17 protein-coding genes are annotated in these 14,617 nt (G+C 61.9%); 7 read left to right on the top strand and 10 right to left on the bottom strand.

The window, feature by feature from the left end:
• Positions 1 to 14 precede the first annotated feature (14 nt).
• From AC07VV_RS10085 to sutA, 3 genes are all read left to right on the top strand, one after another.
• Positions 15 to 1,352, top strand: a complete 1,338-nt coding sequence (locus AC07VV_RS10085) for an ammonium transporter (RefSeq protein ID WP_495036133.1) — start codon at positions 15 to 17, stop codon at positions 1,350 to 1,352.
• A 216-nt stretch (positions 1,353 to 1,568) separates the two neighbouring features.
• Entirely contained in the window at positions 1,569 to 1,994 is a 426-nt protein-coding gene (locus AC07VV_RS10080) for a secondary thiamine-phosphate synthase enzyme YjbQ (RefSeq protein ID WP_085731425.1), read from the top strand.
• A 102-nt stretch (positions 1,995 to 2,096) separates the two neighbouring features.
• Positions 2,097 to 2,423, top strand: a complete 327-nt coding sequence (sutA, locus tag AC07VV_RS10075) for a dormancy-specific transcriptional regulator SutA (RefSeq protein WP_007951900.1) — start codon at positions 2,097 to 2,099, stop codon at positions 2,421 to 2,423.
• 65 nt (positions 2,424 to 2,488) lie between these two features.
• Here the strand turns inward: sutA and AC07VV_RS10070 are convergent, their stop codons facing one another.
• From AC07VV_RS10070 to lptM, 6 genes are read right to left on the bottom strand one after another with little or no spacing between them, the layout of a single operon-like run.
• Positions 2,489 to 3,193, bottom strand: coding sequence for an HAD family hydrolase (locus AC07VV_RS10070; protein ID WP_495036132.1), 705 nt, complete (start codon positions 3,191 to 3,193; stop codon positions 2,489 to 2,491).
• Complete coding sequence (xerC, locus tag AC07VV_RS10065) at positions 3,190 to 4,089, bottom strand: tyrosine recombinase XerC (protein WP_495036131.1); 900 nt, start codon at positions 4,087 to 4,089, stop codon at positions 3,190 to 3,192. The genes AC07VV_RS10070 and xerC overlap by 4 nt, the downstream gene beginning before the upstream one ends.
• A 2-nt stretch (positions 4,090 to 4,091) precedes the next feature.
• On the bottom strand, positions 4,092 to 4,817 hold the full coding sequence (locus tag AC07VV_RS10060) for a DUF484 family protein (RefSeq protein WP_114886291.1): 726 nt from the start codon (positions 4,815 to 4,817) through the stop codon (positions 4,092 to 4,094).
• Positions 4,818 to 4,830: 13 nt separating this feature from the next.
• Positions 4,831 to 5,661, bottom strand: a complete 831-nt coding sequence (gene dapF, locus AC07VV_RS10055; RefSeq protein ID WP_096817338.1) for a diaminopimelate epimerase — start codon at positions 5,659 to 5,661, stop codon at positions 4,831 to 4,833.
• A gap of 4 nt (positions 5,662 to 5,665) precedes the next feature.
• On the bottom strand, positions 5,666 to 6,913 hold the full coding sequence (gene lysA, locus AC07VV_RS10050; RefSeq protein ID WP_495036130.1) for a diaminopimelate decarboxylase: 1,248 nt from the start codon (positions 6,911 to 6,913) through the stop codon (positions 5,666 to 5,668).
• A gap of 9 nt (positions 6,914 to 6,922) precedes the next feature.
• The gene (gene lptM / locus AC07VV_RS10045; protein WP_085731736.1) at positions 6,923 to 7,096 is read right to left on the bottom strand and encodes an LPS translocon maturation chaperone LptM; all 174 of its coding nucleotides are present in this window, start codon (positions 7,094 to 7,096) and stop codon (positions 6,923 to 6,925) included.
• 239 nt (positions 7,097 to 7,335) lie between these two features.
• On the opposite strand from lptM, the gene cyaY reads away from it, so the two are divergent.
• The 3 genes from cyaY (at position 7,336) to rnk (ending at position 8,436) form a co-directional block, all read left to right on the top strand.
• Entirely contained in the window at positions 7,336 to 7,668 is a 333-nt protein-coding gene (cyaY, locus tag AC07VV_RS10040; RefSeq protein WP_007951887.1) for an iron donor protein CyaY, read from the top strand.
• 4 nt (positions 7,669 to 7,672) lie between these two features.
• Entirely contained in the window at positions 7,673 to 7,897 is a 225-nt protein-coding gene (locus AC07VV_RS10035; RefSeq protein ID WP_096817341.1) for a DUF1289 domain-containing protein, read from the top strand.
• A 128-nt stretch (positions 7,898 to 8,025) separates the two neighbouring features.
• Complete coding sequence (gene rnk / locus AC07VV_RS10030) at positions 8,026 to 8,436, top strand: nucleoside diphosphate kinase regulator (protein ID WP_065258140.1); 411 nt, start codon at positions 8,026 to 8,028, stop codon at positions 8,434 to 8,436.
• 7 nt (positions 8,437 to 8,443) lie between these two features.
• On the opposite strand, the gene AC07VV_RS10025 is transcribed toward rnk, so the two are convergent.
• The 3 genes from AC07VV_RS10025 to AC07VV_RS10015 form a co-directional block, all read right to left on the bottom strand.
• Positions 8,444 to 11,287, bottom strand: a complete 2,844-nt coding sequence (locus AC07VV_RS10025) for a class I adenylate cyclase (RefSeq protein WP_495036129.1) — start codon at positions 11,285 to 11,287, stop codon at positions 8,444 to 8,446.
• Between the two features lie 194 nt (positions 11,288 to 11,481).
• On the bottom strand, positions 11,482 to 11,727 hold the full coding sequence (locus AC07VV_RS10020) for a TIGR02647 family protein (RefSeq protein WP_007951883.1): 246 nt from the start codon (positions 11,725 to 11,727) through the stop codon (positions 11,482 to 11,484).
• Between the two features lie 191 nt (positions 11,728 to 11,918).
• On the bottom strand, positions 11,919 to 12,203 hold the full coding sequence (locus AC07VV_RS10015) for a hypothetical protein (RefSeq protein ID WP_102620727.1): 285 nt from the start codon (positions 12,201 to 12,203) through the stop codon (positions 11,919 to 11,921).
• Between the two features lie 123 nt (positions 12,204 to 12,326).
• On the opposite strand from AC07VV_RS10015, the gene AC07VV_RS10010 reads away from it, so the two are divergent.
• The gene (locus tag AC07VV_RS10010) at positions 12,327 to 12,986 is read left to right on the top strand and encodes a glutathione S-transferase family protein (protein ID WP_495036128.1); all 660 of its coding nucleotides are present in this window, start codon (positions 12,327 to 12,329) and stop codon (positions 12,984 to 12,986) included.
• Positions 12,987 to 13,046: 60 nt separating this feature from the next.
• On the opposite strand, the gene argH is transcribed toward AC07VV_RS10010, so the two are convergent.
• Positions 13,047 to 14,441, bottom strand: a complete 1,395-nt coding sequence (argH, locus tag AC07VV_RS10005) for an argininosuccinate lyase (RefSeq protein ID WP_249483039.1) — start codon at positions 14,439 to 14,441, stop codon at positions 13,047 to 13,049.
• Between the last annotated feature and the right edge of the window lie 176 nt (positions 14,442 to 14,617).

Here is a 14,617-nt window from a genome sequence, read left to right as displayed (position 1 = left end):
CAGGAGAAAACAATATGACTCTGCGTAAATTCGCAGGGCTAGGCGCCCTGTTGTCCATCGTAATGCCCGGCCTGGCTTTGGCGGCAGATCCGGTGGCGCCTCCAGTCCTCAATTCCGGCGATACCGCCTGGATGCTGACCTCGACGGCCCTCGTGCTGTTCATGACCATTCCCGGCCTCGCGCTGTTCTACGGCGGCATGGTTCGGTCGAAAAACATTCTTTCCGTGATGATGCAGTGCTTCGCCATTACCGGCCTGGTCACCATCCTGTGGTTCCTTTATGGCTACAGCATGGCGTTCGACACCACCGGGATGGAAGCCAACGTCGTCAACTTCAACTCCTTCGTCGGCAGCTTCGGCAAGGCCTTCCTCGCGGGCATCACGCCTGCCAGCATTACTGGCCCGGCGGCGCTGTTCCCTGAAGCCGTGTTCGTCACTTACCAGATGACATTCGCCATCATCACTCCGGCGCTGATCGTCGGTGCCTTCGCCGAGCGCATGAAGTTCTCCGCGATGCTGGTGTTCATGGGCGTCTGGTTCACCGTGGTGTATGCGCCGATTGCGCACATGGTCTGGAGTGGCCCGGGCTCGCTGTTGGGTGACTGGGGCGTGCTCGACTTCGCCGGCGGCACCGTGGTGCACATCAACGCCGGTATCGCCGGTCTGGTGGCGTGCCTGGTGCTGGGCAAACGCAAAGGCTTCCCGACTACCCCGATGGCGCCGCACAACCTCGGTTACACCCTGATGGGCGCCGCCATGCTGTGGGTCGGCTGGTTCGGCTTCAATGCCGGTTCCGCCGCAGCCGCCAACGGCACGGCCGGCATGGCGATGCTGGTTACTCAGATCGCAACCGCCGCCGCTGCACTGGGCTGGATGTTCGCCGAGTGGATCACCCACGGCAAACCGAGCGCACTGGGTATCGCTTCGGGCGTGGTTGCCGGTCTGGTGGCAATCACTCCGGCGGCCGGTACCGTGGGCCCGATGGGTTCGCTGATCATTGGTCTGGCCGCCGGCGTGGTGTGCTTCTTCTGCGCCACCACCCTGAAACGCAAACTCGGCTATGACGACTCCTTGGACGCCTTCGGCGTGCACGGTATCGGCGGTATTCTCGGTGCGATCCTGACCGGTGTGTTCGCCGCGCCTGCGCTGGGTGGCTTCGGCACCGTCACCGACATTGCCGCGCAAGTCTGGATTCAGTGCAAAGGCGTCGGCTTCACGGTGATCTACACCGCGATCGTCACCTTCATCATCCTCAAGGTGCTGGATGCCGTGATGGGGCTGCGCGCTACCGAGGAAGAAGAATCGGTGGGCCTGGACCTGGCACAACACAACGAGCGCGGCTACAACCTGTAAGTACGCGCCTCAAAAAAACTTGCCCGGTTCGCCGGGCATTTTTTTGTCCGGAATTTGTCATCCTTGAGATGGCTGAAAGGATTTTTCGTACTGCTTTGGTCGTGTTTACGGCGGGTGTTTTTCTACGGCCAATGGCTTACATCATTGAAGGAATATTAGGGCCTTTGTTTTTTTTCAGAGCGCGCTAGAATGCGCCCCGAACGTGCGGAGAACTGTATGTGGCAACAGACTCTGATAACCCTGCGGGCACGGCCCCGGGGCTTTCATCTGGTAACGGAAGAGTTGCTCGCCGGACTGCCTGAACTCAAGGCATGCCGGGTCGGTCTGTTGCATTTGTGGCTGCAGCATACCTCGGCGTCGTTGACCATCAACGAGAACGCCGATCCGGCGGTACGTCGCGACTTCGAACGATTTTTCAATCGTCTGATCCCACAAGGAACAGACGGCTATGAGCATAACGACGAAGGCCTGGACGACCTCCCGGCGCACTTCAAGGCCAGCGTGCTGGGCTGTCAGATCAGCTTGCCGGTTTCGGCGGGTCGGCTGGCACTGGGCACCTGGCAAGGCGTTTACCTGGGCGAGCACCGCGATCATGGCGGTGCCCGTAAAGTCCTCGCCACCTTGCACGGTGAAGAGGCATAAGCCGTTGGTCACCAATGGTTACCGATTTTTTTACGGCGACTTTCGACAGTCGCCAAAGCTGGTCTATAACTAATCTGCTTTTCGCAAGTCATGAGGTAGAACATGAGCGACGATGATCTGGAAAACGACGACCTCGAAGTAGGCGACGAAGACGAGGCCGAGGACGGTCTGGAAGCAGCAGCGGAAGACGTTGCTGAAGACGATGGCGGTGACGATACGCCGGCCCCGGCTGCCAAAGGCAAGGCCAAGGCTGCGGTGTCGGTCGATGAGTTGCCGAGCATCGAAGCCAAGAACAAGGAGCGCGATGCCCTGGCCAAGGCCATGGAAGAGTTCCTTGCGCGCGGCGGCAAGGTGCAGGAAGTGGAGGCCAACGTGGTCGCCGATCCGCCCAAGAAGCCGGACAACAAGTACGGCAGCCGCCCTATCTGAGGCGTGTCGCTTGCTTGCTGAAAAAGCCCGCCGTCGCTGCGGGCTTTTTCATGGGCGAAAGAAATCTAGCCGCGGCTGTTCCAGCGGGCGAGCACGGCGGGCAGATCGGTCAGGCTGCGAATTTCGGCATCCGGCAAACGCTCCGCCTCCCAGAGCTTGCCCGCCGGGTTGAACCAGATCGCACGCAAGCCGGCCTGCTGTGCCCCGGCGATGTCATCTCCCGGATGATCGCCAATATGCACCGCCGCTTCGGCGCTCACGCCACCGCGCTGCAACGCTTCTTGAAACAGCCGCGCATCCGGCTTGGCGATGCCGATGTCTTCGGCGCACAGCGCAAACTTGAAGTAATCCGCCAGCCCGAGGCGGCGTACATCGGCGTTGCCGTTGGTGACCACGCCGAGGGCGTAATGCTTGGCGAGGGTTTCCAGGATCGGCTCGACCTCCGGAAACACCTCGATCTGATGCCGGGCATGCAGAAACACTTCGAAACTCTTGTCCGCCAGCTCCGAGGCTTCACCGTGGGCATAACCGGCTTCTTCAAGGGCGTGGAACAGCACCCGCCGACGCAACGCACTGATGCGGTGCTTGAGTCCCGGCTCGCTGGCCAGCACCCGTTCGCGGATCGACCACAGATGTTCCACCGGCACCGCGCCCAGATTCGGCGCATGTTCGCTCAGCCATTCGCGCAAAACCGCTTCGGCGCTGACGATCACCGGGGCGGTGTCCCACAGGGTGTCGTCGAGGTCGAAGGTGATCAACTGGATGCTCATGAATCGTCGCCTTTCATGCGTTTGGCCCGTGGATGGGCGCTGTCGTAGACCGCCGCCAGGTGCTGGAAGTCCAGGTGGGTGTAGATCTGGGTGGTCTTGATGTCCGAGTGGCCGAGCAGTTCCTGCACGGCGCGCAGGTCCTGGGAGGACTCCAGCAAATGGCTGGCAAACGAGTGCCGCAGCATGTGCGGGTGCAGGTTCTGCCCCAGTTCGCGCTCGCCGGCCAGTTTGACCCGCACCTGAATCGCGCGCGGGCCCAGGCGTCGGCCTTGCTGACTGACGAATACCGCATCGTCCGCCGGGTTGGTCAGCGCTCGCAGTGGCAGCCATTGCTCCAGCGCTTCCCGAGCCTTTTTACCCACGGGCAACAGGCGCGTCTTGCTGCCCTTGCCGAGCACTTGAACCATGCCGTCGGCGAGGTCCAGCTGATCGAGATTGAGCCCGGTCAGCTCCGACAGGCGCAGGCCGGAGGAATAGAACAACTCCAGAATCGCCTGATCACGTCGAGCGAGAAAATCGTCTTCCACGGCGCCTTCGAGCAGTTGCAGGGCGCGGTCGGTGTCGAGGGTTTTCGGCAGCCGACGTTCGCCTTTTGGCGGCGCAAGACCGGTCGCCGGGTCGTGATCGCAAAGGCCTTCGCGATTCAGATAGTGATAGAGACCGCGCACCGCCGAGAGCAGGCGCGCCAGACTGCGCGAGGACTGGCCCTGGGCATGCAGGCGGGCAATCAGGCTGCGCAGACGCTGGATGTCCAGGGCCTGCCAGCTGTCGACGTTCTGTTTGTTGCACCAGCCGAGGACTTTATCGAGGTCGCGCCGGTAGGCTGTCAGCGTGTGCGGCGACACCTGCCGCTCACTGCGCAGGTGTTCGCAGTAAGCGTCCAGTTGTCGTTCCATGCTCAGCGTACCGAGCGCAGGGAGCTGTTGACCCGTGGCAGCACGCGGCCCATGACTTCGGCGATGTAGCTGAGGAATAGCGTGCCGACCGAGCTCTTGTAGTGCTGCGGATCACGGCTGGCGATGGCCAGAATCCCGTGGATGCCCTGGTGGCTGACAGCGACCACGGCGGTGGAACCGATCTGTTTGCGCTGTTCTTCGCCGAACAGGAAGTCCAGTTCGTGTTCGCGCAGGCTGCCGCTGACGCTCTTGCCTTCGGTGAGCAGGCCGCCGATGGCGGTTTGCGCGTCGGCGTGGGTCACCCAGCGGCCGACCGGAGCCGGGTTGTCACCGAGCAGGATCAGGCTGACGAAGGGCACCTGGAAATCCTGGCGCAGACTGTCTTCGACGCTGATCACCACGTCTTCCAGGGTGGCGGCGTCCATCAGGGCGAGGATCAGGCGACGGGTCTTGTCGAACAGGCGATCGTTGTCACGGGCCACGTCCATCAAGTGCGAGAGGCGGTGACGCATCTCGATGTTGCGGTCGCGCAGGATGGACATCTGGCGCTCGACCAGCGACACGGTGTCGCCGCGACGATGGGGGATGCGCAGGGACGGCAGCAGTTCTTCATGTTCGACGAAGAAGTCCGGATGAGCCTCCAGGTACGCGGCAACCGCTGCCGCCTCCAGGCTCTCGGACGCTGTTTCACCGGACTGTCGGGCGGGTACCTGAGGCTTATCGGTCATGGCTTCTGCTCACTCAAAGACGGACTTGTCCTTCGTATACACGCACTGCCGGACCGGTCATCAGCACCGGTTGGCCAGGGCCTGCCCATTCGATGGACAGGCGCCCGCCCGGCAGGTCGATCAACAGTGGCGAATCCATCCACCCCTGGCTGATCGCAGCTACAGCAGCAGCGCAGGCGCCGGTGCCGCAGGCCTGGGTTTCCCCGGCACCGCGTTCCCAGACGCGCAGTTGTGCGCGATTACGGTCGATGACCTGGATAAAACCGACATTGACCCGCGCCGGAAAGCGCGGGTGATGTTCGATTTTCGGCCCCAGTTCATGCACCGGTGCGGTGTTGATGTCCTGCACGCGCAGCACGGCGTGGGGGTTGCCCATCGACACCGCTGCGAGCTCGACCGATGTACCGTCGACGTCGACCTGGTAGCTCAGGGCCTGCTCGGTCGCCTGGAACGGAATATCCGCCGGCACCTGACGCGGGGCACCCATGTTCACGCCGATCTGGCCGTCGTTACGCACGTCCAGTTCGATGATGCCGCCCTTGGTCTCGACGCGAATCAGACGCTTGGCAGTCAGACGCTTGTCGAGCACGAAGCGTGCAAAGCAGCGCGCACCGTTGCCGCACTGTTCCACTTCGGAGCCGTCGGAGTTGAAGATCCGGTAACGGAAATCCACATCCGGATTGCTCGGCGCCTCGACGATCAGCAACTGGTCGAAGCCGATGCCGGTGTGCCGGTCGCCCCACATTTTTGCGTGCTTGGGCTGAATGTGCGCGTGCTGGCTGACCAGGTCGAGGACCATGAAGTCGTTGCCCAGGCCGTGCATCTTGGTAAAACGCAGCAGCATGGGGTTACTCCGGCAGCAGGCTTTCGCCGGCAAACAGCTCGGCCACGGTCTCGCGGCGACGCACTTCAAATGCCTGATCGCCATCTACCAGCACTTCGGCGGCACGGCCGCGAGTGTTGTAGTTGGAGCTCATCACAAAACCGTAGGCACCGGCCGAATGCACGGCCAGCAGGTCGCCTTCTTCCAGCGCCAGCTCGCGATCCTTGGCGAGGAAGTCGCCGGTTTCGCAGATAGGGCCGACTACATCGTACTTGCGAGCGGCGGTGTCGCGCGGTTTGACCGCAGTCACGTCCATCCACGCCTGGTACAGGGCCGGGCGGATCAGGTCGTTCATGGCGGCATCGACGATGGCGAAGTCTTTGTGCTCGGTGTGCTTGAGGTACTCGACCTGAGTCAGCAGCACGCCGGCGTTGGCGACGATGAAGCGGCCTGGCTCGAACACCAGGGCCAGATCACGCCCGTCGAGACGCTCGCGCACAGCCTTGATGTAGTCGGCGGCCAGCGGCGGCTCTTCATCGCGATAACGCACACCCAGGCCACCACCGAGATCGATGTGGCGCAGATGGATGCCGCAATCGCCCAGACGATCCACCAGATCCAGCAAGCGATCGAGGGCGTCGAGGAACGGCGGCAGGGTGGTCAGTTGCGAGCCGATGTGGCAATCGACGCCAACCACTTCCAGGTTCGGCAGGTGCGCGGCACGCACATACACGTCTTCGGCGTCGGCGATGGCGATGCCGAACTTGTTCTCTTTGAGACCGGTGGAAATGTACGGGTGAGTGCCGGCATCGACATCCGGGTTCACGCGCAGCGAGATCGGCGCGACAACGCCCAGCTCGGCGGCGACCACTTGCAGGCGCTCCAGCTCGTCGGTGGATTCGACGTTGAAGCAATGCACGCCGACTTCCAGCGCGCGACGCATGTCGTCACGGGTCTTGCCGACACCGGAGAACACGATCTTGTCGGGGCTGCCACCGGCGGCCAGGACGCGCTCCAGCTCGCCACGGGACACGATGTCGAAACCGGCGCCGATACGGGCCAGGACATTCAGTACGCCGAGGTTGGAGTTGGCCTTGACCGCGTAGCACACCAGGTGCGGCATGCCGGCCAGCGCATCGGCGTAGGCCAGGTACTGGGCCTCGATGTGGGCGCGGGAGTAGACGTAGGTCGGTGTGCCGAAGCGATCGGCGATGGCGGACAGCGCCACACCTTCCGCGAACAGCTCCCCGCCACGGTAGTTAAAAGCGTCCATGGCGATCCCTTAGTAAACGTCGTGCTTGTGTGCCTTGGAGGCAGGCTGCTTTTGCGAAGACTGGGCTTGTGCGGCCGGGTCCTGATCTTCATCGGGCAGGTACAGCGGGCCTTTTTGACCACAGGCCGAAACGAGACAGGCAACCGCGACGAGCGCAGCAAGGGAAGAGATCAGGCGCTTCATGGCGAAATCCTTGAATATGCGTTAATTGCGCCGGAGTATACCGGCCACCCGGCAGCTTGCCTATGCGACGGAACTCCCGTCCGGCGGGGCTCGGGCTGCGACGAAGAAACTTTTCCCGCGTGACGGGTGGATATTTCGTCGCCGGGCAGGGCGCTTGGTCGTTATCCTTTGCAATCGGCTGGCAGCGACCGTATCTTGCGGCGCTTGAGCCTGATCAGACATTTTTTGAGGTTGCCGCAATGAGTTTGTCCGAAGCCCGTTTCCACGATCTGGTCGATGAAACCCAGGAAAAACTGGAAGACATCTTCGACGACAGCGACCTGGACATCGACATGGAGAACTCGGCCGGTGTGCTGACCGTCAAGTTCGAGAACGGCACCCAGCTGATCTTCAGTCGTCAGGAACCGCTGCGTCAGCTGTGGCTGGCCGCTGTCTCCGGTGGTTTCCACTTCGACTACGACGAAGAAAGCGAACGCTGGATGTGCGACAAGAGCGAAGAGCAGTTGGGCGAGATGCTCGAGCGCATCGTCAAGCAGCAGGCCGGTACCGAATTCGATTTCGAAGGCCTGTGATTTCGTGACTGACACCGCTCCCGCTCGTCCGCCGAAGCCGCTCTACAGCAACGTCAGCCCGGCCGTGCCTTCGCCGTGCACCGGCGTGTGTCGGCTGGATGAGCAGAAGGTCTGTCTCGGTTGCATGCGGCATGTCGAAGATATCCGCGAGTGGCGTTCGGCCGATGACGAGCGCCGCCGGGTAATCTGTGCGCAGGCGATGCAACGCCGGCAGCTCGCCGGAGCGTAGCTTGTATATTTTTTGAGCTGTGATAGTGTCCGGAAACGCCTCAACCCATCGAGGCCTGGTGAAAACCCCGTCTTTTTTGGCGGGGTTTTGCTTTTTTTGTGTGCAGAAGAAAGGAGTCTGCCCGGATCATGACCGCACCTTCCATCACCCTTACCCGTCTGGACGTGCAACGTCTGGAGCGCCTGATCGACAGCCTGGATGACACGCTGCCGGGCGTGATCGCGCTGCAAACCGAACTGGACCGCGCCGATACACTGGTCGGCCACGATGAAGTGCCCGCCGATGTCGTGACGATGAATTCCCGTGTGCACTGTCGTGAAGAGGGCAGTGGCAAGGACTATCACCTGACTCTGGTTTATCCGAAGCACGCCAACGCCGATGAAGGCAAAATCTCGATCCTCGCCCCGGTCGGCAGTGCGCTGCTGGGCCTGAAGGTTGGCCAGCACATCGACTGGCCGGCACCGGGCGGCAAGACCCTGAAACTGACGTTGCTGGAAGTCGAATCGCAGCCGGCCAACGGCGGCGACTTCCCGGAGTAACCCCGCCTCAGACCTGCTCGAGCGCCTCGTTCAGAGAGCGTTCCAGGTCGGCCTTGTAGCGCAGATACAGATTGCTCGAACTCTGCCCGTCACCGATCACACCCGAGAGATCGAGGTCGGTGATGTAGCAGCGGTAGCGCTCGGTTTCCCGACGCTGCCCGACGATCTCCCGGGCGACCACGCTGAACAGCTGGTCGCCATGTTCCAGCTCGCTGAATTCCCGCTGATTGCAATACAACGTGACCTGCACTTCGCCCGGTGCGGCTTTGCCAATGATCGCCTGCACGTCGTAGAACGGCTTGTTGACCGGTGTCTGCGGTGCCGGGCGCATTTCGACGCGTCGCGCGCGTCCCGGCCCTGAAGGCAATAACTGGTAATACAAGATTTCAAGGCTGGCGGCGTGGTTCGAGTCCATCGGCAGCAGTGCTTCGCGACGGAACTGGATCGATTGCAGGAACCGTTGCAACGGCACCAGCAGGCTTTGCTCGTCGTGATAGGGCAAGTGTTGTTGCCACAGCGCATTGAATTCGTCGAGCACGTACAAATCGGCCGTTTGTTCGGTGATCCGGTAGAACACCTGAATGCATTCGGGCTGACCCATCGGCAGGATCAGCGCGAGGTCGTGGTCTTCCAGCGCCATCGGATCCAGGTGCAGTGGGCTGTAGCGCGGTTGCTCCTCGCCCAGGTAGTCGAGCAGCGCCGGCAGGGTGGCGAGAGCGACATGGCTGACCTGGCCCGGCACCAGTTCCAGTACGTGATAGTGCTGTTGCACCTGAATCAGGTAGCGGTGATTCAGGTCGCTGAGCAGCAGGTTCTGAGCAGTGTCGACGATCTCTTCCACCCGGCGGGCGATGAACTGCGCGCGGTTGTGGCAGAAGCAACGCACCCGCAGCGATGGCTGTTGCGGCCCGCGCGGCAGGTTGTTGAGGTAGTCGCGCAGGCAGTCGAGCAGCGCATGCGGCCCGTCGAAGCGGTTGACCAGGACTTCGTTCCAGCTGTTGAGCGTGACCTGATCGAGGGTCAGCACCAGGTTTTCGCGCACGCCGGCATAGCTCAGGGAGTCCGTGCGCTCGGTGGTCATCAGGATGTTCAGGTCGCGGTGATGCTTGAGCGGGTCGACCCCGACATTCACCAGTATCAGCACTTCGCTCGGCACGCTGGCGTGCAGCAGCGGTTCTTCGGCGACGGTGGGCAAGGGCAGGGCGATGCTCTGTTGCAGGCTGCCGAGCAGGTTGAACAGCTCGAACTCGCTCAGGTCGCTGGTGCCGGGATGCAGGGCCAGTCGGGTGCTGCTGTCGATCACGCCGTTGCGGTGACACCAGGTCAGCAGTTCCAGCAACTGGCGGCTGCGCTTGATCGGTGCGAAGTGTTCCCACTCCAGCGCCGTCAGGCTGCCGTTGTACAGGCCCCACTGGGTTTGACCCGGTTCCTTTTTGTTCGGCGACTGCACCAGGGTCAGGGTGTCTTCGGCCAGATCCGGGGCGATGCCGGGGTTGATGAACTCGACCTTGTCGGCCTTGCGTTCGAACGCGGCGTACAGGCGTCGGCCGAGAACGTTGAGATCACGTTTGTTGATCAGGCTGACAGTCTGCTCGGTGCGGGCGAACTGGGTGAGAAAGCGATAGCTGTAGTTCAGCTCGTTGACCAGGGCCCGGCGCTCGGCGCTGACCTGACGGACTTTCCACTGACTGCGACTGTCGAGCAGCGCAAGCTGACGCTGGTCCCAGTGCCATTCGCTGGCCAGCCTTTCCAGCAACGAACGCTGCCAGCTCTGGGTGCGACTGTTGCCGGTAAGCTTGCGGTTGACCTTGAGGTACAGCGCGCGACGCACCAGTTCAAGCCGTTCCGGTTCGTTGCGTGCGGTGAGGTATTCCTCGATCCGGCGGTAAACCACCATGTACGGATCCAGCTCGTCGAGGTCCAGCCGGTTGGCGAATACCGCCTGCTTGAAGCGCAGGCTCAGGCACTGCACTTGCGGGTGCTCGCTGGCGTAGACCTCGATCAGCAGCAGCTTGAGCACCGACTTGTAAGGCGATTCGATGCCCTTGAACAGCTGCCACAGTCCGGCGCCCACGAATTCGCCCGGTGGAATGTGCGCCAGCGGCCCCAGGTCGAGGGTTTCATCGTTGCGGATAAAGCGTTTGGACAGCAGCGTGTGGGTGTACTGATCGTAGGCCCGTTCTTCGTAGACCGGCACCAGCCACCAGATCGGCGTACGCCCCGCCAGCCAGATCGCGGTGCGGTAGAACTCGTCCAGCAGCAGGTAATGCTGGGTGGTGCCGCAATCCTCGGAACTGAGCTGGGTATCGCGCTCGCCTTTGACGAAGCGTGCCGGGTCGATCAGGAAGAAATGCGCCTCTGCGCCCTGGCTCGCGGCCCAGACTTCGAGCAACTGGCACTTTTTACGCAGCTCGGCGAGTTCGCTGTCGCTCAGGTCGGGGGCGTGGCACACCCACACGTCCATGTCGCTCTGGTCGGCCTGGGCCAGGGTGCCGAGGCTGCCCATCAGGAACAGGCCATGAATCGGCCGTGGCGGATTGCTGCCGTGGCGCGGCTTGTAGGAAAACGAACGCGTCAGGCGCTGGGCTTCGGTGAGGGCGTCGGTGTCCGGCTCGTAATTCGACAGTCCGGCCGGCGTGCTGCCCGAAACATAGCCGGGCAACAGCGGATGATTGACGTGGAAAAACAACGGCAGCAAGGTCAGCACACTTTGCTGGCGCGTCGACAGGCCTTCCAGCGCCCGGCTCAGGCGGCCTTCGTTGAGTTTGAGAAAGCGTGCGCGCAGCTGGCTGAGTACCTTGCGGTCGATTCCCTCGTCCAGGTCGGGGCGGATTTCATGGGTGCGGGTCATGTCGACTCAAACCGGCTCGCAGGGCTCGGAGGCAGAAGGTCACGGAATGCGGGGGAGTTTAGCGCCTGTGCAGTGCGAGCATTAAGCTGAATTTGTTTTTTGACGTCAGATTTCCACCGCGCGGCGATGGCTTGCAGCCGGGCTGGCCCGCGGAAATCCCGTGGCAGAGGTTTCCGTGGGCGAAGTCGGGAGGATCAGGCGGTTTGTTGCTCTTTCAGAATCGTCAGTACGGTTTGCACGTTTTGTGCGGCATCGCGACCGAGGCTGGTCAGGTAACCGCCATCAGGCTGGTCTGTCAGTTCTTTTTCAAAGAGGCGTTGGGCAGCAGCGATGTGCTTCGGGGCAGCGGTCTGATGAATTTTCAGGCCTTCCTGGGAACTGTCCAGGTTGAAGAGTGCGAGGACTTCCAGTTCGGCAACCAACTCAGGGGTAAGCGACATAAGGACTCCAGACTTTCTAGGAATTGGACGACAGCGCCCCTAAGGTGAACCTGCCGGCGCGACCTGTCCAGTGTGCGTCGGGGTTTTTGTCTCGGGGGTGGATTCCAGTGTAGTCAGGGGCCGGGAGAAGGCCGCAGAGATGGGTGACAAATTGTGTGGGAGCAGAGCTGCTCCCACATCGGGTTGCCCGGTTAAGCCTTTTCCGGTGGCAACTCGGGCAGTGCACGAAGGGCCGCTTCGTACCATTCGGTATTAAACGCGCGGTCGTCATCGAGCATGGCGTCGATCTCGTAAGCCAGCACGTGGGCCATCAGATTCAGGATGTCTTCGCGCTCATAACCGACCAGCGTCAGCTTGTTGAAAGTCGCCTTGGCCGCTGGCGGGTTGTCGCTTTCAATCTGGTTTTCGATGGCTTCGATCAAAGTGCTCTCGGTGAACTCTTCTTCGTCGTTATCGATGTCTGTCGGCTCGCTCATGGCAGGCTCCTCAAGGAAAGGCGCCAGTTTACCCGCATTCAGCGGCGTGATGCTGCTGGCAGGATTCCCCGGAGCGATCTATAAACAGGCACTGCCCACCCCGCACGGCCTGGAGGCTATGTGATGTTCAAGCTCTACGGATTCTCAGTCAGCAACTACTACAACATGGTCAAACTGGCGCTGCTGGAAAAAGGCCTGCCGTTCGAGGAAGTCACGTTCTACCCGACGCCTACGCCTGAGTCTCTGGCCATCAGCCCGCGCGGCAAGGTGCCGGTGCTGGGCGCCGAAGGTGGCTACATCAACGAAACGATGGTGATGCTCGAATACCTCGAAAGCACCCGGACGGGTGTCTCGCTGCTGCCGAGCGATCCGTTTGCGCGCGCTCAAGTGCTGGCGGTGGCCAAGGAAATCGAGCTGTACATCGAGTTGCCGGCCCGTGCCTGTTACGGAGAAGCGTTTTTCGGCGCGGCACTGCCGGAGGCGATCAAGGAGAAAACCAAGGCTGAATTGCTGCTGGGGTTCGCGGCGCTGGGCCGTCACGGCAAGTTCGCCCCGTATGTGGCGGGCGACAGCCTGAGTATTGCGGATTTGTACTTCCTCTACAGCGTGCCGCTGGCGGCTGCGGTGGGGCACAAGCTGTTCGGTCTGGATTTGCTGGCGGACATGCCGAAGGCCAAGGCGCTGCTGGAGCGACTTGAGCAGAATCCGCATGTGCAGAAGATCGCAGCCGACAAGGAAGCGGCGATGCCGACGTTTTTGGCGATGATCGCGGCCAAAAAGTAGAAGTTTTGTTCTGAAGCAAGTTCGCGGGCAAGTCGATAGTTCGACTTGCCCGCGATGCTTTTAGCGGCTGGCGATCAGCGCCTGACCGCGAACCACGGCAGCCTTGACCTGCGCCGGCGCAGTGCCGCCGATGTGGTTACGGGCATTCACCGAGCCTTCCAGGGTCAGCACGGCAAACACGTCCTGCTCGATCTGGTCGCTGAACTGACGCAGTTCTTCCAGGCTCATTTCCGCCAGATCCTTGCCGGTGTCGACGCCGTATTTCACGGCGTGGCCGACGATCTCGTGGCAGTCACGGAACGGCAGGCCACGGCGAACCAGATAGTCGGCCAGATCGGTGGCGGTGGAGAAACCGCGCAACGCCGCTTCACGCATGATCGCGTGCTTCGGTTTGATCGCCGGGATCATGTCGGCAAAGGCACGCAGCGAGTCGCGCAGGGTGTCGGCGGCGTCGAACAGCGGCTCCTTGTCTTCCTGATTGTCCTTGTTGTAGGCCAGCGGCTGGCCTTTCATCAGGGTCAGCAGGCCCATCAAGGCACCGAACACTCGACCGGTCTTGCCACGTACCAGCTCTGGCACGTCGGGGTTTTTCTTTTGCGGCATGATCGAGCTGCCGGTGCAGAAGCGGTCCGGCAGATCGATGAACTGGAACTGCGCGCTGGTCCACAGCACCAACTCCTCGGAGAAGCGCGACAGGTGCATCATCGCGATGCTCGCGGCCGAGCAGAATTCGATGGCGAAGTCGCGATCGGACACGTTGTCCAGCGAGTTGCCGCCGACGGCGTCAAAGCCCAGCAACTGCGCGGTGTATTCGCGGTCGATCGGGTAGGTGGTGCCGGCCAGCGCGGCGCTGCCCAGCGGCATGCGGTTGGTGCGCTTGCGGCAGTCGACCAGACGCTCGTAGTCGCGGCTGAGCATTTCAAACCAGGCCAGCATGTGGTGCCCGAAGGTCACGGGCTGGGCGGTCTGCAGGTGAGTGAAGCCCGGCATGATGCTGCCGGCTTCGCGCTCGGCTTGCTCCAGCAGACCTTTTTGCAGGCGGGTGATCTCGGCCAGGATCAGGTCGATCTCGTCGCGCAGCCACAGGCGGATGTCGGTGGCGACCTGGTCGTTGCGGCTGCGGCCGGTGTGCAGCTTTTTGCCGGTGACGCCGATGCGGTCGGTCAGGCGTGCCTCGATGTTCATGTGCACGTCTTCGAGGTCGACACGCCAGTCGAACTGCCCGGCCTCGATTTCACCCTGGATGGTCTTCAGGCCATCGATGATGCTGTCGCGCTCGGCATCCGTCAGCACGCCGACCTTGGCCAGCATGGTGGCGTGGGCGATCGAGCCCATGATGTCGTGGCGATACAGGCGCTGGTCGAAAGTGACGGAGGCGGTGAAGCGGGCGACGAAGGCGTCGACGGGTTCACTGAAGCGGCCGCCCCAGGACTGATTGGTCTTGTCAGTGCTCATGAATTCGCTCGTATCGGCTTGAAGAAAGAAGGCGTGAAACGCTGGCGCGGATAATAACAGGGTTGCCAATCCTGTCGCTGACACTGGTCGATACGTTTTTTTCTCATGTCGGGGTTCATAGTCGCCGCCGGTTCCGGGGGATTTGCTCAAGGATATTTTCCGATTGAGCAATATCG

The organism is Pseudomonas sp. GW821-FHT02C04, assembly GCF_059421845.1.
The sequence above is the reverse complement of the archived record's forward strand: the minus strand, read 5'-3'. Positions and strand labels throughout refer to the sequence as shown.

Excerpts from the sequence above, each read along its gene's own strand:
- AC07VV_RS10085 (WP_495036133.1), top strand. The coding sequence starts at position 15 with ATGACTCTGCGTAAATTCGCAGGGCTAGGCGCCCTGTTGTCCATCGTA.
- lptM (WP_085731736.1), bottom strand. The coding sequence starts at position 7,096 with ATGAAGCGCCTGATCTCTTCCCTTGCTGCGCTCGTCGCGGTTGCCTGT.
- lysA (WP_495036130.1), bottom strand. The coding sequence starts at position 6,913 with ATGGACGCTTTTAACTACCGTGGCGGGGAGCTGTTCGCGGAAGGTGTG.
- xerC (WP_495036131.1), bottom strand. The coding sequence starts at position 4,089 with ATGGAACGACAACTGGACGCTTACTGCGAACACCTGCGCAGTGAGCGG.
- sutA (WP_007951900.1), top strand. The coding sequence starts at position 2,097 with ATGAGCGACGATGATCTGGAAAACGACGACCTCGAAGTAGGCGACGAA.
- AC07VV_RS10080 (WP_085731425.1), top strand. The coding sequence starts at position 1,569 with ATGTGGCAACAGACTCTGATAACCCTGCGGGCACGGCCCCGGGGCTTT.
- AC07VV_RS10070 (WP_495036132.1), bottom strand. The coding sequence starts at position 3,193 with ATGAGCATCCAGTTGATCACCTTCGACCTCGACGACACCCTGTGGGAC.
- argH (WP_249483039.1), bottom strand. The coding sequence starts at position 14,441 with ATGAGCACTGACAAGACCAATCAGTCCTGGGGCGGCCGCTTCAGTGAA.
- AC07VV_RS10025 (WP_495036129.1), bottom strand. The coding sequence starts at position 11,287 with ATGACCCGCACCCATGAAATCCGCCCCGACCTGGACGAGGGAATCGAC.
- dapF (WP_096817338.1), bottom strand. The coding sequence starts at position 5,661 with ATGCTGCTGCGTTTTACCAAGATGCACGGCCTGGGCAACGACTTCATG.
- AC07VV_RS10015 (WP_102620727.1), bottom strand. The coding sequence starts at position 12,203 with ATGAGCGAGCCGACAGACATCGATAACGACGAAGAAGAGTTCACCGAG.
- AC07VV_RS10020 (WP_007951883.1), bottom strand. The coding sequence starts at position 11,727 with ATGTCGCTTACCCCTGAGTTGGTTGCCGAACTGGAAGTCCTCGCACTC.
- AC07VV_RS10060 (WP_114886291.1), bottom strand. The coding sequence starts at position 4,817 with ATGACCGATAAGCCTCAGGTACCCGCCCGACAGTCCGGTGAAACAGCG.
- AC07VV_RS10010 (WP_495036128.1), top strand. The coding sequence starts at position 12,327 with ATGTTCAAGCTCTACGGATTCTCAGTCAGCAACTACTACAACATGGTC.
- rnk (WP_065258140.1), top strand. The coding sequence starts at position 8,026 with ATGACCGCACCTTCCATCACCCTTACCCGTCTGGACGTGCAACGTCTG.
- cyaY (WP_007951887.1), top strand. The coding sequence starts at position 7,336 with ATGAGTTTGTCCGAAGCCCGTTTCCACGATCTGGTCGATGAAACCCAG.